The sequence below is a fragment of the Streptomyces sp. NPDC088116 genome (assembly GCF_044741745.1).
In the GTDB taxonomy this organism is placed as follows: domain Bacteria; phylum Actinomycetota; class Actinomycetes; order Streptomycetales; family Streptomycetaceae; genus Streptomyces.
In genome coordinates this window covers 438,729-460,233 of record NZ_JBIUTF010000007.1, presented here as the reverse complement: position 1 = coordinate 460,233, position 21,505 = coordinate 438,729, and the positions used below count along the sequence as shown (strand labels likewise).

The following is a 21,505-nucleotide window of genomic DNA, read 5'->3' as shown; positions in this document are numbered from 1 at the left end:
GAGACAGACTATCCCGGGTCGTCTAAAGGCAGGACAAATGGTTTTGGTCCATTGAATGAGGGTTCGATTCCTTCCCCGGGAGCCTTCAGTTCGGGTCCCGACCTCTCCGGTCGGGACCCGCCTTCGTTTCCTCTCCGAAACCCCCCGGTATCCTGCGGTTGTCCACCACCCGAAGCCGAAGGGCATTCCCGTGAGCGCCAACCGCCCGGCAGCCGTCGTCGTCCTCGCAGCGGGTGAAGGAACCCGCATGAAGTCGAAGACCCCCAAGGTTCTGCACCAGGTCTGCGGGCGCTCGCTCGTAGGACACGTCGTGTCCGCTGCCAGTGAACTCGATCCCGAGCAGCTCGTCGTGGTCGTCGGCCACGCCCGCGAGCAGGTCGAGGGCCATCTCGCCGCCTCGTACGACGGCGTACGCACCGTCTATCAGTCCGTGCAGCACGGCACCGGGCATGCCGTCCGGATCGCGATCGAGGAGCTGGGGAGCGCGCCCGACGGGACCGTGGTCGTCGTCTGCGGGGACACTCCGCTGCTCTCCGGCGAGACGCTGAGGACGCTCGCCGAGACCCATGCCGGCGACGGTAACGCGGTGACCGTGCTGACCGCCGAGGTCCCGGACTCGACCGGGTACGGGCGGATCGTCCGGGACGGGGCGAGTGGCGCGGTGACGGCGATCGTGGAGCACAAGGACGCGACGGACGCGCAGCGGGCGATCCGGGAGATCAACTCGGGTGTCTTCGCGTTCGACGGGCGGCTGCTCGCGGACGCGCTGGGCAAGGTGCGCCGGGACAACAGTCAGGGCGAGGAGTACCTCACCGATGTGCTGGGCATCCTTCGGGAGGCCGGGCATCGGGTGGGGGCGTGCGTTTCGGGCGACCATCGCGAGATCCTGGGTATCAACAACCGCGTACAGCTGGCGGAGGCCACCCGTCTGCTGAACGAGCGGCTGCTGGAGCGGGCCATGCTGGCCGGTGTGACGGTCGTCGACCCGGCGTCGGTGCTGATCGATGTGACGGTCACGTTCGAGCCGGACGCGGTGGTGCATCCGGGTACACAGTTGCTGGGGGCCACGCATCTGGGCGAGGGTGCCGAGGTGGGGCCGAATTCGCGGCTGAAGGACACGTCGGTCGGGGCGGGCGCGCGGGTGGACAACACGGTGGCGGACGGCGCGGAGGTGGGCGAGTCGGCGTCGGTCGGTCCGTACGCCTATCTGCGGCCGGGTACGCGGCTCGGCGTGAAGGCGAAGGCCGGCACGTATGTCGAGATGAAGAACGCGACGATCGGTGAGGGCACGAAGGTGCCGCATCTGTCGTATGTCGGTGACGCGACGATCGGTGAGTACACGAACATCGGTGCGGCGAGTGTCTTCGTGAACTACGACGGCGAGGCGAAGCACCACACGACGGTCGGCTCACACTGCAAGACGGGTTCGGACAACATGTTTGTGGCACCTGTCACGGTGGGGGACGGCGCTTACACCGCGGCCGGTTCGGTCATCACGAAGGATGTACCGGCCGGTTCGCTGGCCGTGGCCCGGGGCCAGCAGCGGAATATCGAGGGTTGGGTGGCCCGGAAGCGTCCGGGCAGCGCCGCCGCTCAGGCGGCGCAGGCGGCTCGGCCGGCGCCGGGGAGGGCCGGGAACGAAAGCTGACCGGAAACAGGTGCGCTGATCTCGGCGTACCGTGATATCTGCACGAATTCGGCTGACTCGCAGGGATGCGCGGGTGCAGCGGCCGTCAACACGTCTGAGGAGACAGTGCTGTGACCGGGATCAAGACGACCGGCGAGAAGAAGTTGATGCTCTTCTCCGGCCGCGCCCACCCCGAGCTGGCCGAGGAGGTAGCGGAGCAACTTGGCGTCGGGATAGTCCCGACCAAGGCTTTTGATTTCGCCAACGGTGAGATCTATGTGCGTTACCAGGAGTCGGCACGTGGCGCGGACTGCTTTCTGATTCAGAGCCACACCGCTCCGATCAATAAGTGGATCATGGAGCAGTTGATCATGATCGATGCTCTGAAACGGGCCTCGGCCCGGAGCATCACCGTGATCGTGCCGTTCTACGGCTATGCCAGGCAGGACAAGAAGCACCGAGGGCGGGAGCCAATTTCGGCCAGGCTGGTGGCCGACCTGATGAAGACGGCGGGTGCCGACCGGATTCTGACGGTGGATCTGCACACGGACCAGATCCAGGGCTTCTTCGACGGTCCGGTGGACCATCTCTTCGCGCTGCCGGTGCTGGCGGACTACGTGAGGGACAAGGTGGACCGGTCGAAGCTGACGGTCGTGTCCCCGGACGCGGGCCGGGTGCGGGTCGCCGACCGCTGGTGCGACCGTCTCGGGGCGCCGCTGGCGATCGTGCACAAGCGCCGTGACAAGGACGTCGCGAACCAGGTGACGGTCCACGAGGTCGTGGGCAATGTGTCCGGCCGGGTGTGTGTGCTGGTCGACGACATGATCGACACGGGTGGCACGATCTGTGCGGCGGCGGACGCGCTGTTCGCGCACGGCGCGGAGGACGTCATCGTGACGGCGACGCACGGTGTGCTGTCGGGGCCGGCCGCGGATCGTCTGAAGAACTCGAAGGTCAGTGAGTTCGTTTTTACGAACACGCTGCCGGACCCGGGCAATCTGGACCTCGACAAGATCACGGTGCTGTCGATCGCGCCGACGATCGCGCGCGCGGTGCGTGAGGTCTTCGAGGACGGCTCGGTGACCAGCCTCTTCGAGGAGCAGGAGTAGTCGTCCTCGTCGAGGAGCGGGCGTGGCCGTAGGCGTGCGCTCTGTTTCTTCGCGCCCTGAGACGCCGGCCTGAGACGCCACCCTGAGGCGCTGGCCGGCGGCCGGTCGGACGCGCCCCGGACGGTGCCCGGGACAGCCGGGCCGGTGCCTGCTTCCGGCGTCCGTTTCCGGGTGTGGAAGATCGATTTCTGAGGCGGCCTCCCCGCCGGGTAGACTCACCAAGTTGCTCGGCGAGGGAGGCCGCACTTTTCGGTGCGGCGGTCCGTTATCGACGCGCTCTTCGTAGCAGGCCTGTCGTGGCCGGGTGACGGCCGATTTCTTGTCACCTTCTACGAGGAGTGCCGCCATGGCTGAAGTGAAGATCAGCGCCGAGGTCCGTACCGAGTTCGGCAAGGGCGCCGCCCGCCGTACCCGTCGTGCCAGCAAGGTTCCCGCCGTCGTCTACGGCCACGGCGCCGACACCGTTCACGTGACCCTGCCGTCGCACGCCCTGATGATGGCGCTGAAGACGGCCAACGTGCTGATCGCGCTGGACATCGACGGCCGCAACGAGCTGGTCATCCCGAAGGCCGTGCAGCGCGACCCGCTGAAGGGCTTCATCGAGCACGTCGACCTGCTCGCGGTGAAGCGCGGCGAGAAGGTCACCGTCGAGGTGGCCGTGCACACCGAGGGCGACCTGGCCCCGGGTGCCAACCTGCTGGAGCACGTGCTCAACACGCTGAGCGTCGAGACCGAGGCCACGCACATCCCGGAGTCCGTGACGGTCTCCGTCGCGGGCCTGGACGCCGGCGACTCGATCCTGGCGAAGAACGTCCCGCTGCCGAAGGGCACCACGCTGGTCACCGACGAGGACGCGGTTGTCCTCCAGGTCCTGGCCGCGCAGGCCGAGGAGCCGGCGGACACCGCCGAGGCGGCCGAGGGTTCCGAGGCCTGAGCCTCGCACGGTGACGGACGGGGTGGCAGGCCGACGGGCCTGCCACCCCGTCTGTCGGTGGCCCGCCTGTCCCTGACGACCGGCGGGTACGGACAGATGTAACGGCAGCAGTGGTACGCGAGGAGACGCAGCGCGGATGACGACGGATGCCAACGCCCCCTGGCTGGTCGTGGGGCTGGGGAACCCGGGTCCTGGGTACGCGGCCAACCGGCACAATGTCGGGTTCATGGTGGCCGATCTGCTGGCGGAACGTATCGGCGGCTCCTTCAAGCGGGCGCAGAAGGCGCAGGCGCATGTGATCGAGGGCCGTATCGGCGCCCCGGGTCCGGCGAACCGCCGTCTCGTGCTGGCCAAGCCGACGTCGTACATGAATCTCTCCGGCGGTCCGGTCGTGGGGCTGCGGGACTTCTACAAGGTGCCGACGGCGAACATCGTCGCGATCCATGACGAGCTGGACATCGATTACGGCGTGCTGCGGCTGAAGCTGGGCGGCGGGGACAACGGGCACAACGGTCTGAAGTCGATGACGAAGGCGATGGGGCCGGAGTATCACCGGGTGCGGTTCGGGATCGGCCGTCCGCCGGGCCGGATGCAGGTGGCGGATTTCGTCCTGAAGGATTTCTCGTCGGTGGAACGCAAGGAGCTGGCGTATTTCGTCGACCGTGCGGCGGATGCGGTGGAGGCTCTGGTGACGGAGGGGCTGGAGCGCGCGCAGAGCGCGTACAACTCCTGACAAGCCCCCGCATACGTGGGCCACGGGTTGACCGAGTGCGTACGCATGGCCAAGGATCCCGCCCATGAAGCGGAAGAAGCGGGTGAAGCAGGAGCAGGGATCATCCCACCGCGTACTGTCGTTCGGCCGCTGGGCCGTGATGGGCGGTGTCGCCGTGCTGCTCCTTGTCGCGGGTGTCTGGTCGTCCTGGGGCGCCGCGCAGCATGTGATGCTCGCCAAGGGCCGTGAGCACGGCACGTTCACCGTCACCGGCTGCGCGGACGGGATCTGCGCCGGGCGGTACGAGTCGGAGGGCCCGGCCGCTCCGCGCGGCGGGATGAGTATCGAGCAGTCGGTCGCCGTGAAGAAGGGCGAGCGGTTCCGGGTCGTGGTGAAGCCGGGTACGAACGAGTTGGTGCGTACGGGCACGGCGGGGCTGTTGTACGCCTGGGTGCCGCTCGGCGGGGCGCTGCTGCTGGCCTCCGCGGTCATCGGCGGGGGTCTGCGTCTGACGCGGGTGGCGTGGGGTGCGGCGCTGGCGGGCGGGGCGCTGCTCCTGGCCGTGTTCTTCGCTCTCTGAAGCCTCCCGGAAGCCTCTTGGAAGCCTCCCGAGCTTCCGGCGCGTTTCCGGGGCTTCTCCTGGGCGCCTCGGAAGCGCGCCCTGCTCCCGCACGTACACGTGTACCGGGCATACGGCTGCCCCCGCTCCCGGAATCCGGGAGCGGGGGCAGTCCCGTACCAGCGCCGCGGGCCGGCGCTCGCCCGGGGATCAGCCGGTGTTGCGCAGTCCGGCGGCGACCCCGTTGACGGTCAGCAGCAGTGCCCGTGCCAGCAGCGGGTCCGGGGCCTTGTCCTGCTCGGCCGCCGCGCGCTGGCGGGCCAGCAGCGAGACCTGGAGGTAGGAGATCGGGTCCAGGTAGGCGTCGCGGATGGCGAAGGTCTGCTGGAGGGCGGGGTTGGAGTCGAGGAGCTTCTCCCCGCCTGTGATCCGCAGGACTTCCCGCACGGTGAGCTCGTGCTCGGCCTCGATGGTGTCGAAGACGTGCTTCAGGTCGTCCGGCACCAGTGTGTCCACGTAGTGGCGGGCTATCCGCAGGTCGGTCTTGGCCAGGGTCATCTCGACGTTCGAGAGGAAGTTCTGGAAGAAGTGCCAGTGCTCGTACATCTCGTCGAGCGCCGTGTCGGGTCCGGCCTCGCGCAGTGCCTTGAGCCCGGAGCCGACTCCGAACCAGCCGGGCACGATCTGCCGTGACTGCGTCCAGCCGAAGACCCAGGGGATGGCGCGCAGTCCGTCCAGCCCCGCGCCCGAGTCGGGGCGCCGGGAGGGGCGGGAGCCCAGGTGCAGGTCGGCGAGCTGGTCGACGGGGGTGGCGGCGAAGAAGTACGCGGGCAGGTCGGGGTCGTCGACCAGGGTGCGGTACGCGGCGTGGGCGGCGTCCGAGACGGTGTCCATCGCCGAGTCCCAGCGGGCGAGTGCCTCGTCGGACTGGCGCGGTGCGGTGTGCAGCGCGGAGGCCTGGAGGGTGGCGGCGACGGTCAGTTCCAGGTTTTCCCTGGCGAGGGACGGGATCAGGTACTTGTCGGAGATGACCTCGCCCTGTTCGGTCACCTTGATCTCGCCCTCGAGTGTGCCCCAGGGCTGGGCGAGGATCGCGTCGTGCGAGGGGCCGCCGCCGCGGCCGACGGTGCCGCCGCGGCCGTGGAAGAGGCGGAGTCGTACGCCGTGCCGGTGGGCGACGTCGCGCAGTCGGCGCTGTGCGCGGTGGATCTCCCACTGGGAGGTGGTGATGCCGCCGAACTTCGAGGAGTCGGAGTAGCCGAGCATGACCTCCTGGACGTCGCCGCGCAGGGAGACGAGCCGGCGGTAGGAGGGGTCGGCGAGCATCTCGTCGAGGATGACGTCGGCGGCGCGCAGCTCGTCGGTGGTCTCCAGGAGCGGCACGATGCCGATCTTGGCCCAGCCGCCGTGCAGGTCGAGGAGTCCGGCCTCGCGGGCGAGGACGGCTGCCGCGAAGACGTCGTCGGCGCCCTGGCACATGGAGATGATGTACGACTCGATGACCTCGGGTCCGAACCGTTCGAAGGCCTGGTGGATGGTGTGGAAGACCCCGAGGGTCTTCTCTCCGGCGGCGTCGAGCGGCGCGGGGGTGGGGGCCAGCGGGCGGCGTGAGCGGAGTTCCTTGGCGAGGAGCTTCTGCCGGTAGTCGCGTGGCATGTCGGTGTAGCGCCAGGATTCCTCGCCGAGCCGGTCGAAGAGCTGTCCGAGCGCGTGGTGGTGGGCGTCGGCGTGTTCCCGTACGTCCATGGTGGCGAGCTGGAGGCCGAAGGCGGCGAGGGTGCGGATGGTGCGGTCCATGCGGCCGTCGGCGAAGAGTCCGCCGCGGTATTCGCGCAGGGAGGTCTGGATGAGGGTGAGGTCGTCGAGCAGCTCGGCGGTGCCGAGGTAGTCGCGGCCGGCGGCGTGCGGGGTGCCCTTGGCGAGGCGCTCGCGGGTGTTGACGAGCTTCTGGCGGATGCAGGTCGCCTTGAGGCGGTAGGGCTCTTCTGCGTTGAGCCGCTTGTAGCGGGGGCTGATCTCGGGGAGCCGTACGAGGTCGTTCTGGAGGGAGTCGAGGAGTTCGTCGGTGGCGCCGGTGTAGCGGATGGAGTTGGAGAGCAGTCCGCGCAGGTAGTCGACGAGTTCGAGGGCGTCGGTGATGCCGTGCTCGTGCTGGAGTATCAGCACTTCGCGGGTGACTTCGGGGGTCACGTTCGGGTTGCCGTCGCGGTCGCCGCCGATCCAGGTGCCGAAGCTGAGGGGGCGGGTGCCGGGGGGCAGCTCGACGCCGACGCGTTCCAGTTCGGCGACGAGGTCCTCCAGGACGTCGCCGACGGCGCCGACGTGGAGTTCGTCCAGGTAGTAGATGGCGTTGCGGGCCTCGTCGGCGGGCTCGGGCCGGACGACGCGGAGTTCGTCGGTCTGCCAGATGAGGTCGATGGATTCGGCGAGGCGCAGGTCGTGGCGGCGCCGGTCGGAGGCGATGACCGGTGCTTCGAGCAGCTCGGCGATGCGGCGGAGCTTGTTCAGTACGGAGCGTCGTGCGGCTTCCGTGGGGTGGGCGGTGAACACGGGCCGTACGTTCAGGTTCTTGACGGTTTCGCGCAGGTGCTCGGGGTCGGCGTCCTTGAGCCGGTCCGCGGTGCGTGCGAGCAGTCCGCCCTCGGCGGCGCGCCGTTCCCGCATTTCGCGGCCTCGGTGCACCTGTTCGGTGACGTTGGCCAGGTGGAAGTAGGTGGAGAAGGCGCGGACCAGCTTGGCCGCGGTCTCCAGGTCCGTGTCTCCGAGGAGCTCGGCGGCGGCTTCGCCGTCCTCGCGCGTGAGCGCGCATACCCGCTCGACGAGTTCGAGGAGTTCGGGGCCTTCCTGCCGTACGAGGGTCTCCCCGAGCAGGTCACCTAGGCGGCGGATGTCGGAGCGGAGCTCCGCGCTGGCTGATGGGGTCTGGTCGGCACTGCTCACAGGTGCGGCTCCTTGCAGTGTTTGAGCACGTCTGGAGATTTCTGGAGACTTTCAGGCCATCCGTCGGATTCCGGACGGCCTGGCGGACCGCGCTGTCCGACGTCACCAGGATAGGTGCCCTTCGCCAGACGTTATCCACAGGCTTGTTGTCGCGGCGTTCTGCGCTGCCATACTTACGATGCCGTAGGTTACGCACCCGTATCCAGACATCTGCCCCATAACTCACCGCAGGGGATCCCATGCCCACACCCCCCGATGTGATCGACGATTCCTCCTCTCCGTCACCGAATGAATCCGGCTCGACACCCTCCGCCACGCTGGGCGGGGACAGCAAGGGTTCCGTCGAGCAGTTCGCGCTGCTCCTCTTCATCGTCGTGCCCTTCCTCGCGGTGCTCGCGGCTGTGCCGCTGGCCTGGCGTTGGGGGGGTGTGAGCTGGCTCGATCTGGGTCTGATGGTGTCGATGTACTACATCGGCTGCCATGGGGTCACGATCGGTTACCACCGCTATTTCACCCATGGCGCTTTCAAGGCGAAGCGTCCGCTGCGGATCGCGCTCGCGGTGGCGGGGTCGCTCGCCGTGGAGGGTCCGCTGGTCCGCTGGGTGGCGGATCACCGCCGGCATCACAAGTTCTCGGACGCGGAGGGCGACCCGCACTCCCCGTGGCGGTTCGGCGAGACGCTTCCGGCTCTGCTGAAGGGGTTGTGGTGGGCGCACATCGGCTGGCTGTTCGACGAGGAGCAGACGTCGCAGCAGAAGTACGCCCCGGATCTGGTCAAGGATCCGGTGATCCGTGCGGTCTCGCGCCAGTTCGCGATGTGGACGCTCGTCTCGCTGTTGATTCCGCCGCTGGTCGGCGGTCTGGTGACGATGTCCTGGTGGGGCGCTTTCACGGCGTTCTTCTGGGGGTCGCTGGTCCGGGTGGCGCTGCTGCACCATGTCACGTGGTCGATCAATTCGATCTGTCACGCGGTCGGCAGGCGGCCGTTCAAGTCGCGTGACCGCTCGGGCAATGTGTGGTGGCTGGCGGTGCTGTCCTGCGGCGAGTCGTGGCACAACCTGCACCACGCGGACCCGACGAGCGCGCGGCACGGCGTGCTCAGGGGTCAGCTCGATTCGAGCGCCCGGCTGATCCGCTGGTTCGAGCTGCTGGGCTGGGCGTCGGACGTCCGCTGGCCGACCGCGTCACGTCTTGACTCCCGGCGGCAGGAAGCCCCCTCCCAGGCGGCATGATGGGCACTGTGGCGATAGACGGCAGTACGAGCAGCAAGAGCAGCCCCGACAAGAGCCGGTCCACGGGCGGCAGGCGCGCCCGCCGGGTCCGGATGACCGGCGCGGAGCGCCGTGAGCAGCTGCTGGACATCGGTCGTACCGCTTTCGCCGAGAAGGGCTTCGAAGCCACGTCGGTCGAGGAGATCGCTTCGAAGGCCGGGGTCTCCAAGCCGGTCGTCTACGAGCACTTCGGCGGCAAGGAGGGGCTGTACGCGGTGGTCGTGGACCGCGAGATGCGCCAGCTGCTGGACATGGTGACGAGCGCGCTGACCGCAGGTCACCCCCGTGAGCTGCTGGAGCAGGCGGCGTTCGCGCTCCTCGACTACATCGAGACGTATACGGACGGCTTCCGCATCCTGGTCCGTGACTCCCCTGTCGCGCAGTCCACGGGCACGTTCGCCTCGCTGATCAGCGATATCGCGACCCAGGTCGAGGACATCCTGGGCATGGAGTTCAAGGCCCGCGGCTTCGATCCGAAGCTGGCGCCGCTGTATGCGCAGGCACTGGTGGGGATGGTGGCACTGACCGGCCAGTGGTGGGTGGACGCGCGGCGGCCGAAGAAGTCGGAGGTGGCGGCTCATCTGGTGAATCTGGCCTGGCACGGCCTGGAGAACCTGGAGCCGAAGCCGCGCCTGATAGGCCACCGGAAGGTCTGAGCGGGGGGAGTGGGAGCCGCGGTCACTTGTCATGGTGACCGTGACTTCTTCCGGCTCTGCTGGTGGCCTCCTGATGGTCGATCCGCTGGTGGCCGGTCTGCGCGGCACCCGGCCGCCGGGTCTGTCGGTCGAGCGGCAGATGACGGTGGTCCTGGAGGGGTGTAACGCCCCCGAACCCGACGTATCGGTTGTCCGCGCGGAAGCGGTCACCGGTCTGGACCAGACCAGTTTCCCGGTTGCCGATGTCCTGCCGGCCGTGGAGGTCGTCTCACCGGAGTCCGAAGCCCGCGACAAGGGCAGGCTTTCCCACCGCTCGGGAATCCGTATCGATCACCGGAACGGGTGACCGCGAAACCGCTCACGCCGTCTTGTGGGCGACGGCGAAGATCCGGCGGAACGGGAAGACCGTGCCGTGCGGGCCGGGTGGGTATGCCTCGTGGAGCAGGGCGCGGTACTGGGCGGTGAATTCCGCCATCGCCTCCTCGTCGCCGTCCAGTGCGGTGAGTACGGGCCGTAGGGCCGTGCCTTTCACCCAGTCGAGGACGGGGTCCTCGCCGGTGAGGAGCTGGAGGTATGTGGTCTCCCAGACGTCCGCGGCGCAGCCGAGGCCGGTGAGGCGCGCGAGGTAGTCCGCGGGTTCCAGGACTGCGGCGGCGCCCCTGTCCGCGCCGCTCAGGCGGTCGCGCCAGGGTGGGGTGGCGCGGAGTTCGGCGAGCAGGGTGTGGCTGGGCGCGGTGAAGTTGCCGGGGACCTGGAAGGCGAAGGTGCCGCCGGGGGCGAGGGTGTCGATCCAGCGGGCGAAGGAGTCGGCGTGGCCGGGGATCCACTGGAGGACCGCGTTGGAGACGATCAGGTCGTACGGTTCGCCGGGCGTCCAGTGCGCGGCATCGGCGGACCGGAAGTCCATGGTGCCGCCGCCGGGGGTCGGGCCCGCGTGGTCCTTCGTCGCGAGGGCGAGCATCTCGGGCGAGTTGTCGAGGCCGGTGATGCGGGCGGTGGGCCAGCGGTCGGCGAGGAGCGCGGTGACATTGCCGGGGCCGCAGCCGATGTCGGCGATGGCGGCGACGCCGTCGGGGCCGGTGGGAAGCTCGGGGATGCGGGCCAGCAGGTCCAGGAACGGGCGACCGCGGTGGCCGGCGTGCCGGAGGTACTGCTTCGGGTCCCAGGTCGGACGTGGGGTGGCTGAAGACATGGCGGATCCCTGTCGCTCGTGGCTGACGGGCCGTGGTCCGGGCGTTGATCCACGGCTCGTCCAGCCTGCACCCAGGCATATCTTGACGTCAAGAGACTTCATGTCGACAGACCCTCTACACTGATCGTCATGGAGGACGAGGTCGACCGACTGGTCGCAGCATGGCGCCGAGAGCGCCCCGACCTCGACGTGGAACCGCTCGAGGTGCTCAGCCGGGTCAGCAGGCTGGCCCGTCATCTCGACCGCGCACGTCGTATCGCGTTCTCCGAACACAGTCTGGAGCCTTGGGAGTTCGACGTCCTCACCTCGCTGCGGCGTGCCGGGGACCCGTATCAGCTCTCCCCCGGCCAGCTGCTGACCCAGACCCTGGTCACCTCGGGCACGATGACGAACCGGATCGACCGGCTGGCCAAGAAGGGCCTGGTCGAGCGGCTGCCCGACCCCAGTGACCGGCGCGGGGTGCTGGTCAGGCTCACCGCCGAGGGGCGTGACCGCGCGGATCAGGCGCTCGCCGGGCTGCTGGCCCAGGAGCGCGCGATCCTCGCCGAACTGTCCCGGGCGCAGCGGGGCGAACTGGCCGACCTGCTACGGCAGTTGACCGCCCCGTTCGACAACACCACCCCTGGCTGAGGGCGGTCACGAACGTCCCGTCCGGCCCGTCATCCCGTCGAGGTGATCTGCCGCGGCACCAGGTCGACCGGGCCGACTCCGGCCCGGCGGGCCAGGGCGACGGCGGCCAGCGTGGAGTGCACGCCGAGCTTTCCCAGCACGTTCTGCATGTGCGTACGGACGGTGTGCGGGGAGAGGAAGAGCCGCTCGGCGACGGCTTTGCGCCCGAGGCCCGCGACCATGCAGCGCAGCACCTCGCGTTCGCGCGGGGTGAGCGACTCGACCAGCCGCTCGCTCTCCGTACGGTGTTTGCGCGCGGCCGTCAGCTCCCGCAGGACGCCCGTGAGCAGGGCGGCCGGCAGATGGGTCTCGTCCCGCAGGACGCCCCGCATCACGGAGAGCAGCCGCTGGAGCGAGCAGTCCTTGGCGACCCAGCCGGAGGCGCCTGCCTGGAGTGCCAGTGCGGCCCGGCTCGGGTCGTCCTTCTCGGCGAGTACGACCGTACGGACGGACGGCTGGCCCGAACGGACCCCGGCGACCAGCGAGATGCCGTCGGCGAAGGCCGCGTCGGCTCCCTCCGGCACTGCGCGGGGGGCCGGGACATGGACCGGCCCGGAGGACAGTGCCGAAGACGGGCCCGGCGGCGGGCCGGACAGCGGGCCGGGGGCCGGGCCCGCGACCGCGCCCAGATCGGCGTCGACCAGCATCACGTCGAACCTGCGCCCCTCGGCCGCCGCCCGGTCGAGACAGCGCAGCGCGGCGGGACCGCTGCCGGCGGCCGCGACGTCCACGTCGGGCTCGGCCGCGAGCGCGGCGGCGAGAGACTCGGCGAAAATGCGATGGTCGTCCACCACCAGAACCCGGATACGTACCAAAGGACACCCCCTGAAGGCGGGGAGCGGACTGCGCGGGTACGGCGCCCGGTGCGGTGGAACGTCAGTGTCACGGCCGCCGCCGTGTGATGACCGTTACCCCACCCGGGCGTCGTACCCGACTTGTCTCCACCCCTGAAACAGCACCGGCCCCCACCGGTGCTGAGCATCAGCGTACGGGCGCGGGCCCGGAGCGGAAGGAAATTCGCGGAACTCGTCGGCCTGGCTGTTCGGGGTGTGACAGGTGTTCGGTACGGAGACAGAAGTAGACAAGAATTGACACTCTTTGCTTGGCAAGTGACCGGGGATGACCAATGTGAGGGCCGGGGTACACCCCGGCTTCACCTCCGCCGACGGTGGTGCACCCCGTTTCAGCACCGTCGGCCGAGGTGCGACGGTCCCCGCCGTGTCATGACACCCGGTGCGCGCCCCTCGACGGGATCGCCGGGAAGACGCGCGGCTCCGTGCAGCCCTGCGCCGCGAAGGCCTCGGCGACCGCCTTCGCGATCGCGTCCGCGTCGGCCGCCTCGACCAGCACGATCGCCGAGCCGCCGAAACCGCCGCCCGTCATCCTGGCTCCCAGTGCGCCGGCCGCGGTGGCGGCGGTGACCACCAGGTCCAGTTCGGGGCAGGAGACCCGCAGGTCGTCACGGAGTGAGGCATGGCCCTCGGTCAGGATCGGGCCCACGGCGCGGACATCGCCCGCGTCCAGGAGTCCGATGACCCGCTCGACCCGGTGGTCCTCGCTCACGACATGGCGTACGAAGGCGCGGACGTCGTCGCTCTGTCCGGCCAACCGGCCCAGCGCCGCGGGCAGTTCGTCGTACGGGACATCGCGCAGCGCGCGGACCCCGAGCGCCCGCGCGCCCGCCTCGCATCCCGCGCGCCGTTCGGCGTACGCCCCGTCGCCGAGCGCGTGCTTCACGCGGGTGTCGACGACGAGCAGCCGGAGCCCGTGGGCGGCCAGGTCGAAGGGGACCTGGCGCTGGGTGAGGTCGCGGGTGTCCAGGTGGAGCGCGTGACCGTCGGCGCAGCACGCGGAGGCCATCTGGTCCATGACCCCGCACGGGACGCCCACGAAGGCGTTCTCGGCGCGCTGGGCGAGGACCGCCAGCTCGGGGCGGTCCAGGCCGAGCGCGTACAGGTCGTTCAGGGCGAGCGCGGTGACGACCTCCAGCGCGGCCGAGGACGAGAGCCCCGCGCCCGTGGGGACGGTCGAGGAGAGATGGATGTCCGCGCCCGTTATCCCGTGCCCCGCCTGGCGCAGCGCCCAGACGACGCCCGCCGGGTAGGCGGCCCAGCCGGTGCTGTCGCAGAGCGGGACCAGGTCGGCGGTGCCGAGCTGGACCACGCCCTGCGAGACGTCGGCGGAGTGCAGCCGCAGCTGCCCGTCCGTGCGGCGGGACACCGCGGCGACCGCGGTGTGCGGCAGCGCCAGCGGCATCACGAACCCCTCGTTGAGGTCGGTGTACTCGCCGATCAGGTTCACCCGGCCGGGGGCCGCCCAGACGCCCTCCGGTTCGGCGCCGTACAGCCGCCGGAACTCCTCGGCGACCCGGTCGGCGACCGGCGCGGCGGCCCGGTCGGCGGTTCCCTCGGCGACCTGTCCGGTGGCCCGCTCCACGCCGGCTCTCTCACTCACCCTTGGCTCTCCTCAACGGCATGCGAACGCCCACGCGTCCGCGACGATGCCCGCCAGATCGGCGCGGCTCGGGGTCCAGCCGAGGCGGCTGTGGGCCGCTTCGGCGGAAGCGACCAGGACGGCGGGGTCGCCGTCGCGGCGTGCGGCCATGACCTCCGGGACGGGGTGCCCGGTGACCTTGCGTACGGTCTCGATGACCTCGCGGACCGAGAATCCGTTGCCGTTGCCGAGGTTGCAGATCAGGTGCTCGCCGCCGACGGCCGCGTCCAGTGCGCGCAGGTGGGCCTCGGCGAGGTCCGCGACATGGATGTAGTCGCGGACGCAGGTGCCGTCCGGCGTCGGGTAGTCCTCGCCGTAGACGGAGATGGACTCGCGGCGTCCGAGCGCGACCTGGAGGACGAGCGGGATGAGGTGCGACTCGGGGTCGTGGCGCTCGCCGCAGCTTCCGTACGCGCCCGCGACGTTGAAGTACCGCAGCGAGACGGCCGCGAGACCGTGTGCCGCGCACTCCCCGCCGATCATGTGGTCGACCGCGAGCTTCGTCGCTCCGTACGGGCTGGTGGGGGCGGTCGGGTCGCTCTCCGTGATCGGCGTGGAGACCGGCTCGCCGTAGGTCGCCGCGGTGGACGAGAAGACCAGCTTGCGCACTCCGGCGGCGCGCATCGCGTCGAGCAGCGCCATGGAGCCGCCGACGTTGTTGTCCCAGTACTTCTCGGGCCGGGCGACGGATTCGCCGACCTGGGAGGACGCGGCGAAGTGCAGCACCGCGTCGTACGACGGGTCCACCCACTTGGCCGCGTCCTGGACGCGGCCCTCGATGAACTCGGCGCCCTCCGGGACCCCCTCGCGGAAGCCGGTGGAGAGGTCGTCCAGCACCGTCACCTGGTGTCCGGCCTCCAGCAGATGGGCGGCGACCACGCTGCCGACATATCCCGCACCGCCCGTGACCAGGTACTTGTTGCTCACTCGCTCGCTACCTCTCGCAGTCGCTCGGCCGCGGCCTCCGGCGGCACGTCGTTGATGAACACACTCATGCCGGATTCGGAACCCGCGAGAAACTTCAGCTTGCCGGAAGTGCGGCGGATGGTGAAAAGCTCAAGGTGGAGCGCGAACTCGTCGCGCCCCTCGGCGCGGAACGGCGCCTGGTGCCAGGCGGCGACGTACGGCGTGGGCGGTTCACCTTCGCCGAAGATCCGGTCGAAGCGCTTCAAGAGTTCCAGATAGATCTGTGGGAACTCTGTGCGCGCCGCGTCGTCCAGTCCCCGCAGGTCGCGGACGCGGCGCTTGGGGTAGAGGTGCACTTCGTACGGCCAGTGCGCGGCGTACGGCACGAACGCCACCCAGTGCTCGCCCTCCAGCACCACCCGGGTGCCCTCGGTGCGCTCGCGCTCGACGATGTCGTCGAAGAGGTTGCGGCCGGTGCCGGCCCGGTGGTCGCGGGCGGAGCGGAGCATCAGGGCCGCGCGCGGCGTGGCGAAGGGGTACGCGTAGATCTGACCGTGCGGGTGGCCGAGGGTCACACCGATCTCGGCGCCGCGGTTCTCGAACGGGAAGACCTGCTCGACCTGCGGCAGCTCGGCCAGTTCGGCGGTCCGGTCGGTCCACACCTCCAGCACCATCCCGGCCTGCTCCTCGCCGATCCGGGAGAACGAGGTGTCGTGGTCGGAGGTGAAGCAGACGACCTCGCAGCGCCCGGCGTCCCCGGCGAGGGAGGGGAAGCGGTTCTCGAACACGACGACGTCGTAGTCCGGCTCGGGGATCTCGCTGAGCCGGCCGTCCCGGGAGGGGCAGAGCGGGCACTCGTCGGCGGGCGGGTGGTACGTACGGTCCTGGCGGTGCGAGGCGATGGCGATCGAGTCGCCGAGCAGTACGTCGTGGCGGATCTCGGAGGTGGTCGCGACCGGGCCGAGGGGCCTGTGGTCCACCGCGTCGCGTACGGCGTCGTCCCGGGAGTCGTAATAGACCAGCTCGCGGCCGTCGGCGAGCCTCGTGACCGTCTTCTTCATCGGTTGCTGCCTCCAGGACCACACCGCTCACACCACTCAACATAAGCAAACACAAGAAATCACAATCCAACAGCCGAGTCAACGGCACGGGAGCGGAGACCGGCACACGCGCGACCGAACACTCACATCCAACCGACCCGTGGATTCGATCACGATTAAACAAAGAACATCATCACAAGTGTTCATTTCCTGAACGTGGAGGCGTAGGTTCCGGCGGAGTCAATTTCTTGCGACGAAGCGAGTACCCCCCATGCAGACTCTGGCCGAAGGGCTCCGACTCCCCACCAACGGACTCGACTACACCATCCTGGCGATCTACTTCGCCGTGGTTCTCGGCATCGGCTTCGCGGCCCGTGCCAGCGTGAGGACCAGCCTCGACTTCTTTCTCTCCGGGCGCTCACTGCCCGCCTGGGTGACGGGCCTCGCGTTCGTCGCCGCCAACCTCGGCGCCACCGAGATCCTGGGCATGGCCGCCAACGGCGCGCAGTACGGCGCCTACACCGTGCACTGGTACTGGATCGGCGCCATCCCCGCCATGGTCTTCCTCGGCCTGGTGATGATGCCCTTCTACTACGGCTCGAAGGTACGCTCCGTACCGGAGTTCCTGCTGCACCGCTTCGGCCCCTCCTCGCACCTGCTCTCCTCGGTCATCTTCGCCGTGTCGTCGGTGCTGATCGCGGGCGTCAACCTCTACGCCATGGCGATCGTGCTGGAGGCCCTGCTGGGCTGGCCCGAGTGGGTCGCGATCGTCGTCGCCGGTTTCTTCGTCCTCGCGTACATCACCATCGGCGGACTCTCCTCGGCGATCTACAACGAGGTGCTCCAGTTCTTCGTGATCCTCGCGGCGCTGATACCCCTGACCGTCGTCGGTCTCAAGCGGGTCGGCGGCTGGGGCGGGCTGACCGACTCCCTCACCGGCTCGCACGGCGGCGAGTTCCTGACCGCCTGGGAGGGCACCGGCGTCGGCTCGGCCAACCCGCTCGGCGCGAACTGGCTGACGATCGTCCTCGGCCTCGGCTTCGTGATGAGCTTCGGCTACTGGACCACCAACTTCGCCGAGGTGCAGCGCGCGCTGTCCGCGAAGAACCTCTCCGCCGCCAAGCGCACCCCGCTGATCGCGGCCTTCCCCAAGATATTCATACCGATGGTCGTGATCGTCCCCGGCCTGATCGCGCTCGTCATGGAGCCGGCCCTGGGCAAGGCGGACAGCGGCCTCCAGTACAACGACGCGATCCCGGTCCTGATGCGCGACCTGCTGCCGAACGGTGTGCTGGGCATCGCCGTGACGGGCCTGCTCGCCGCCTTCATGGCCGGTATGGCGGCCAACGTCTCCTCGTTCAACACCGTGTTCACGAACGACATCTGGGGCGCGTACCTCAAGAAGGACCGCGAGGACGCGTACTACCTGAAGACCGGACGGGTCGTCACGGCGGTCGGCGTGCTGATCGGCATGGGGACGGCGTTCATCGCGTCCAGCTTCAGCAACATCATGAACTACCTCCAGACACTGTTCTCGTTCTTCAACGTCCCGCTGTTCGTCGTCTTCATCATCGGCATGTTCTGGAAGCGGACCACCCCGGCCGCCGGGTTCTGGGGCCTGCTCACCGGCACCGCCGCCGCGATGATCAACTACTTCTGGCTCTACAAGGGCGGGGTCATCGAGATCCCCAGCGACCAGGGCGCGAACTTCGTCTCGTCCATCGTCGCGTTCGTCGTCGGCGCGGTCGTGATGATCGTGGTCTCGTACGTGAGCGAGCCCAAGCCGGTCGAGAAGCTCGCCGGACTCGTGTACGGGACGCGCTCGCCCGGGATGGACGACGTGGCCGCCGAGGGGGACGACGCCTGGTACCGCAGGCCGGCGCTGCTGGGCTGGGGCGCGATCGTCCTGGCCGCCGTCTGCTACGTGCCGTTCTCCTTCTGACCGGGGCCGAGAGGAACACATCACCATGAGCGACTACCAGAAGGACGTCGAGGAACTGGAGGCCAAGTCCGCCACGGCGGCACGGCTCTTCGACATCCGCACCATCATCGGCGGCCTCTTCGTGGTCTACGGGATCATCGTGACCATCGCCGGGATCACCGCGTCCGACGCCGACCTGAAGAAGGCGCAGGACATCAACATCAATCTGTGGACGGGCCTGGGCATGCTGGCCCTCGGCCTGTTCTTCCTGGTCTGGCTGAAGCTGCGCCCGACGGTGCCGCCCACCCCGGCACAGAACTCGGCCGAGGACCCTCCGGCCGGGTAACTCCCTTTCAGGAGGCCGGACTTCACTCCCGGAGGTCCGGCCTCCTCGTCGTGCTGCCGGGCGCCGTGCCCGCCGTCGCGCTTCCGGGCGTCGCGCCCGCGCTCCTCGCGGCCCGGTCGAGCAGCCCCGTACGCGCCGCCAGCGCCGCCGCCTCCAGCCGCGAGCCCACTCCCAGCTTCATCAGCACCCGCTGCACATGCGTCCTGGCCGTGCTGGGCGCGATGCCCATCCCGGCCGCGATCAGCCGGGTGTCCTCGCCCTCCGCGACCCGGACGAGCACCTCGACCTCGCGCGGTGTGAGCATCCGCAGCAGCCGCTGCCCCTCGTCGTCCGGCTGCGCCGCCGGGTTGAGCAGTTCGGTGAAGGCGCCCTGGAGCAGCTGCGGCGCCACCGCCGCCTCCCCCGCGCGCGCCTTGACCATGGCCCGCTCGACGCCCTCTATGCGCTCGTCGTGACGTACGTAACCGGAGGCACCGGCCGCGAAGGCCGCGGCGATCCCGCGCGGGCTGGGCACGGGCCCGAGGACCACCACCGCCACCTGCGGGCGCTCGCGCTTGATCCGTACGATCGGGTCGAAGACCCCCGGCTCCGCGGGCGTCGCCGTCCCCATCAGGCACACCTCCGGCGCCCTGCTCACCACCAGTTCGGCGACGCCCGCCGTGGGCGCCGCCGCGGCGAGCACCCGGTGCCCGCGTAATTTCAGCGCCGAGGCGAGTGCCTCGGCGAGCAACCTGTGATCGTCGACCACCATGAGCCGCACGCCCATCGAGCAACTCCCCATCCCCGCTGGACCATGGCCCCCCTGGCCTCCTGACCCGGCAAGCTACACGCTTGTTCGACGTCGCGCGCCCCCAACCGGCGAGAAGCCCCCCGGATTGCCGAATTCCCCGGCATTCAGGACTAGTTGCCGACCTGAAGCGGATATGGGCGAGATCTTCTCGGGTCACGAAGCGGGCCCCGGCCCGTGGTGTCACCCACGGGCCGGGGCCCCGTACCGCTCGTACCGTGCTCCTACCGCTCGTACCGTGCTCCTACCGCGCGGTCCCTCGCGCTACTTGGTCGTGTACGAGACAGCGAGATACGCCTTCTCGTCCAGCGCCGACGACGACGGCTCGCTCACCGTGCTCTCGGAGATGAACATCCGGCCGTCCCCGTAGAGGATTTCCGCGTAGTCCGCGGAGAAGCTGCTCTCCGCCTCGCGGATCGATTCCTCGCTCGGGTTCTCCAGCAGCAACGTCTCCTTGAACGTGCTGCCGTTGATGGAGACGATCCGGCCGCCCTTGTCGTACGGAGGCATCTTGTACGCGATGACGTTGCCGCCGTCCATGCGCAGCGGGAACATCGTGTAGCCGTCGCCCGCGTCGGCGCGGTCCGAGGTGGACTTGCCGGTGGCGAGGTCGAAGGAGACGATCTCGTTGGTGCTGTCCGAGCCCGTGCTGTCGTCGTGGTCCTCGGTCGGCAGATAGAGCCTGTCGTTGCCCACCGCGACCTGCTGGCACTTCTCGACCTCGGTGGAACCGCACTGCGCCGCGTACTTGTCGGCGGCGGCGGGGATCTTGGCGCGCAGCTTGCCGGTCTTCGAGTCGATCGAGAAGAAGTCCGAGATGCTGCTGCCGTCGCCCGCGGTCTCGCCGACATCGGCGGCCACGACCAGCGGCTTCGTGGAGACGATGCCCGCGTACTCGACACCGGCGGGCATCTTGAACGAGGAGACCGGGGCGCCGGTGAGCGGGTTCAGAGTCTCGATGCTGACCTGCGGGTCGTCGTACGAACCGCACTTGCGGGCCGCCACCAGCCCCGCGCCGCCGCCGTAGCCCATGTCGTAGCAGCCCTCGGCGCTGACCTCGGGCTTCCAGCGGACCGTGCCGTCGGCGAGGTCGAAGGCCGCGCCGCCGTCCGTGCCTCCGGCGGCGATCGTCGTACCGCTGAGGGTGACCTCCGAGAAACGGACCGTCTCGTCACCGGCGTTGGAGCCCTGGATGGACTTGCTCCACAGCAGCTTTCCGGCCGTCAGGTCGATCGCACCGACCTGGGTGCACGCCTGGTAGTCCTTCGCGCTGGTGCGCTTCTCGGCCTCGAAGGCGATCGCGGTCCTGTTGTCCTTGGAGACGTGCTTCGTCGCCGCGCAGACCTGGCCGGGCAGCGGAATCGTCCAGAGCTGGTCGCCCGTGCTCAGGTCGTACCCGACGATCTGGTTGACGCCCGTCTTCACATAGGCCTTGTCGGTGATCCAGGAGCCGACGACGTCGGTGTAGTCCGCGACCTTCGGAGCCGGCAGCTGGAAGCCCACCTTGGCCTTGTTGTTGTCCGGCGCCGTCTCCTTGCCGGCGCCGTCCGCGGCCTGCTCACCGCCCTGGGAGGTCCCGGCCGAGCCGCCCTTGGCCTCGCTGTCCGAGTCGTCGCCGCCCGAGGAGGCGAACCAGACACCGCCGCCGATGATCAGCACCACGGCGACGGCCGCGGCGATGATGATCTGCATCTGCGTGGTCAGCTTCTTACCGCCGCCGCCGACGCCACCGGCCTGCTGGTACGGCTGCTGGTACTGCTGTTGCGGGTACTGCTGTTGCGGGTACTGCGGCTGCGTCGGATAGCCGTATCCGGGCTGCTGGCCCGGCTGGCCCGGCTGACCGGGGTATCCGTATCCCGGCGGGCCCTGCGGGGGCGTCTGCGGATAGCCGTACGGAACGTTCTGCGGCGGCCCCGGCGGCTGCGCGGGCGGCGGCGGAGGCGTGCCCGGAGCACCGAAACCACCGGACGGCGGATCCTGCGGGGCACCGAAACCACCGGACGGCGGATCCTGCGGGGCACCGAAACCACCGGCCGGGGGCTCCTGCGGTGCGCCGAATCCTCCCTGCGGAGGCTCGTTGGGTGGCTGGGGCGGCTGCGTCATGGCGTACGTACCTCGGAGAAGACTCGGAAGAAGCTCGGAAGAAGAAGCCCAAGAAGCTCGGGAGAAGAAGCTCGGAAGGGAAGAAGCTCGGAAGGGGCGTGAGGAGTGGGACGGAAGAAACGGCCGGGCCCGGTCGGCCGCCGGTCAGCCGCCGGCCGGGCCCGGTCGGCCGCCGGTCAGCCGCCGGCCGGGCCCGATCGGTCGCCGGTCAGCCGCCGGCCGGGCCCGATCGGTCGCCGG

At 69.5% G+C, this 21,505-nt stretch carries 18 protein-coding genes, 1 tRNA gene and 1 pseudogene; 12 read left to right on the top strand and 8 right to left on the bottom strand.

Annotated elements, in window-relative coordinates; translation table 11 throughout:
- The first annotated feature begins 11 nt into the window (after positions 1-11).
- The 6 genes from ACIOJD_RS28215 to ACIOJD_RS28190 all read left to right on the top strand — a co-directional run bounded on the left by ACIOJD_RS28215 (position 12) and on the right by ACIOJD_RS28190 (position 4,962).
- Positions 12-82 (top strand) — tRNA-Gln (locus ACIOJD_RS28215).
- Positions 83-190: 108 nt separating this feature from the next.
- Entirely contained in the window at positions 191-1,648 is a 1,458-nt protein-coding gene (glmU, locus tag ACIOJD_RS28210; RefSeq protein WP_401918624.1) for a bifunctional UDP-N-acetylglucosamine diphosphorylase/glucosamine-1-phosphate N-acetyltransferase GlmU, read from the top strand.
- A gap of 110 nt (positions 1,649-1,758) precedes the next feature.
- Positions 1,759-2,736, top strand: coding sequence for a ribose-phosphate diphosphokinase (locus tag ACIOJD_RS28205; protein ID WP_401918622.1), 978 nt, complete (start codon positions 1,759-1,761; stop codon positions 2,734-2,736).
- Positions 2,737-3,082: 346 nt separating this feature from the next.
- Entirely contained in the window at positions 3,083-3,670 is a 588-nt protein-coding gene (locus ACIOJD_RS28200) for a 50S ribosomal protein L25/general stress protein Ctc (protein WP_401918620.1), read from the top strand.
- 136 nt (positions 3,671-3,806) lie between these two features.
- A complete protein-coding gene (gene pth / locus ACIOJD_RS28195; protein ID WP_401918619.1) occupies positions 3,807-4,403 on the top strand; it encodes an aminoacyl-tRNA hydrolase in 597 nt (198 codons plus the stop codon).
- Between the two features lie 64 nt (positions 4,404-4,467).
- Positions 4,468-4,962: a hypothetical protein gene (locus tag ACIOJD_RS28190; protein ID WP_401918617.1), complete on the top strand. Its 495-nt coding sequence runs from the start codon at positions 4,468-4,470 to the stop codon at positions 4,960-4,962.
- A 189-nt stretch (positions 4,963-5,151) separates the two neighbouring features.
- On the opposite strand, the gene ppc is transcribed toward ACIOJD_RS28190, so the two are convergent.
- Entirely contained in the window at positions 5,152-7,881 is a 2,730-nt protein-coding gene (gene ppc / locus ACIOJD_RS28185) for a phosphoenolpyruvate carboxylase (protein WP_401918616.1), read from the bottom strand.
- 239 nt (positions 7,882-8,120) lie between these two features.
- Here ppc and ACIOJD_RS28180 point away from each other — a divergent pair, with 239 nt between their 5' ends.
- From ACIOJD_RS28180 to ACIOJD_RS28170, 3 genes and pseudogenes are all read left to right on the top strand, one after another.
- On the top strand, positions 8,121-9,113 hold the full coding sequence (locus ACIOJD_RS28180; protein ID WP_401918614.1) for an acyl-CoA desaturase: 993 nt from the start codon (positions 8,121-8,123) through the stop codon (positions 9,111-9,113).
- Complete coding sequence (locus tag ACIOJD_RS28175) at positions 9,113-9,808, top strand: TetR/AcrR family transcriptional regulator (RefSeq protein WP_401918872.1); 696 nt, start codon at positions 9,113-9,115, stop codon at positions 9,806-9,808. The genes ACIOJD_RS28180 and ACIOJD_RS28175 overlap by 1 nt, the downstream gene beginning before the upstream one ends.
- A 73-nt stretch (positions 9,809-9,881) precedes the next feature.
- A pseudogene (locus ACIOJD_RS28170) lies at positions 9,882-10,121 on the top strand (Uma2 family endonuclease); the annotation flags it as partial.
- 45 nt (positions 10,122-10,166) lie between these two features.
- Here ACIOJD_RS28170 and ACIOJD_RS28165 read toward each other — a convergent pair.
- A complete protein-coding gene (locus ACIOJD_RS28165; protein WP_401918612.1) occupies positions 10,167-11,000 on the bottom strand; it encodes a trans-aconitate 2-methyltransferase in 834 nt (277 codons plus the stop codon).
- A 129-nt stretch (positions 11,001-11,129) separates the two neighbouring features.
- Here ACIOJD_RS28165 and tamR point away from each other — a divergent pair, with 129 nt between their 5' ends.
- A complete protein-coding gene (gene tamR / locus ACIOJD_RS28160) occupies positions 11,130-11,630 on the top strand; it encodes a MarR family transcriptional regulator TamR (RefSeq protein ID WP_401918610.1) in 501 nt (166 codons plus the stop codon).
- 29 nt (positions 11,631-11,659) lie between these two features.
- Here the strand turns inward: tamR and ACIOJD_RS28155 are convergent, their stop codons facing one another.
- The 4 genes from ACIOJD_RS28155 to galT form a co-directional block, all read right to left on the bottom strand.
- Entirely contained in the window at positions 11,660-12,484 is an 825-nt protein-coding gene (locus tag ACIOJD_RS28155) for a LuxR C-terminal-related transcriptional regulator (RefSeq protein ID WP_401918608.1), read from the bottom strand.
- A 406-nt stretch (positions 12,485-12,890) separates the two neighbouring features.
- A complete protein-coding gene (gene galK / locus ACIOJD_RS28150; protein ID WP_401918606.1) occupies positions 12,891-14,123 on the bottom strand; it encodes a galactokinase in 1,233 nt (410 codons plus the stop codon).
- 12 nt (positions 14,124-14,135) lie between these two features.
- Positions 14,136-15,089 carry a UDP-glucose 4-epimerase GalE gene (gene galE, locus ACIOJD_RS28145; protein ID WP_401918605.1) on the bottom strand — a complete coding sequence of 318 codons (954 nt, stop codon included), beginning with the start codon at positions 15,087-15,089 and terminating at the stop codon, positions 14,136-14,138.
- A complete protein-coding gene (galT, locus tag ACIOJD_RS28140; protein WP_401918603.1) occupies positions 15,086-16,129 on the bottom strand; it encodes a galactose-1-phosphate uridylyltransferase in 1,044 nt (347 codons plus the stop codon). The genes galE and galT overlap by 4 nt, the downstream gene beginning before the upstream one ends.
- Positions 16,130-16,379: 250 nt before the next feature.
- Between galT and ACIOJD_RS28135 the strand changes: the two genes are divergently transcribed.
- Together ACIOJD_RS28135 and ACIOJD_RS28130 are read left to right on the top strand one after the other, a co-directional pair.
- On the top strand, positions 16,380-18,050 hold the full coding sequence (locus ACIOJD_RS28135; protein WP_401918601.1) for a sodium:solute symporter family protein: 1,671 nt from the start codon (positions 16,380-16,382) through the stop codon (positions 18,048-18,050).
- Positions 18,051-18,075: 25 nt separating this feature from the next.
- Positions 18,076-18,375 carry a hypothetical protein gene (locus ACIOJD_RS28130; RefSeq protein WP_401918599.1) on the top strand — a complete coding sequence of 100 codons (300 nt, stop codon included), beginning with the start codon at positions 18,076-18,078 and terminating at the stop codon, positions 18,373-18,375.
- Between the two features lie 22 nt (positions 18,376-18,397).
- Here ACIOJD_RS28130 and ACIOJD_RS28125 read toward each other — a convergent pair whose 3' ends face one another.
- Entirely contained in the window at positions 18,398-19,141 is a 744-nt protein-coding gene (locus ACIOJD_RS28125) for a LuxR C-terminal-related transcriptional regulator (RefSeq protein WP_401918597.1), read from the bottom strand.
- A gap of 285 nt (positions 19,142-19,426) precedes the next feature.
- Positions 19,427-21,265 (bottom strand): PQQ-binding-like beta-propeller repeat protein, encoded by a 1,839-nt coding sequence (locus ACIOJD_RS28120; RefSeq protein WP_401918595.1) that lies wholly within the window; start codon positions 21,263-21,265, stop codon positions 19,427-19,429.
- Positions 21,266-21,505: the final 240 nt, after the last annotated feature.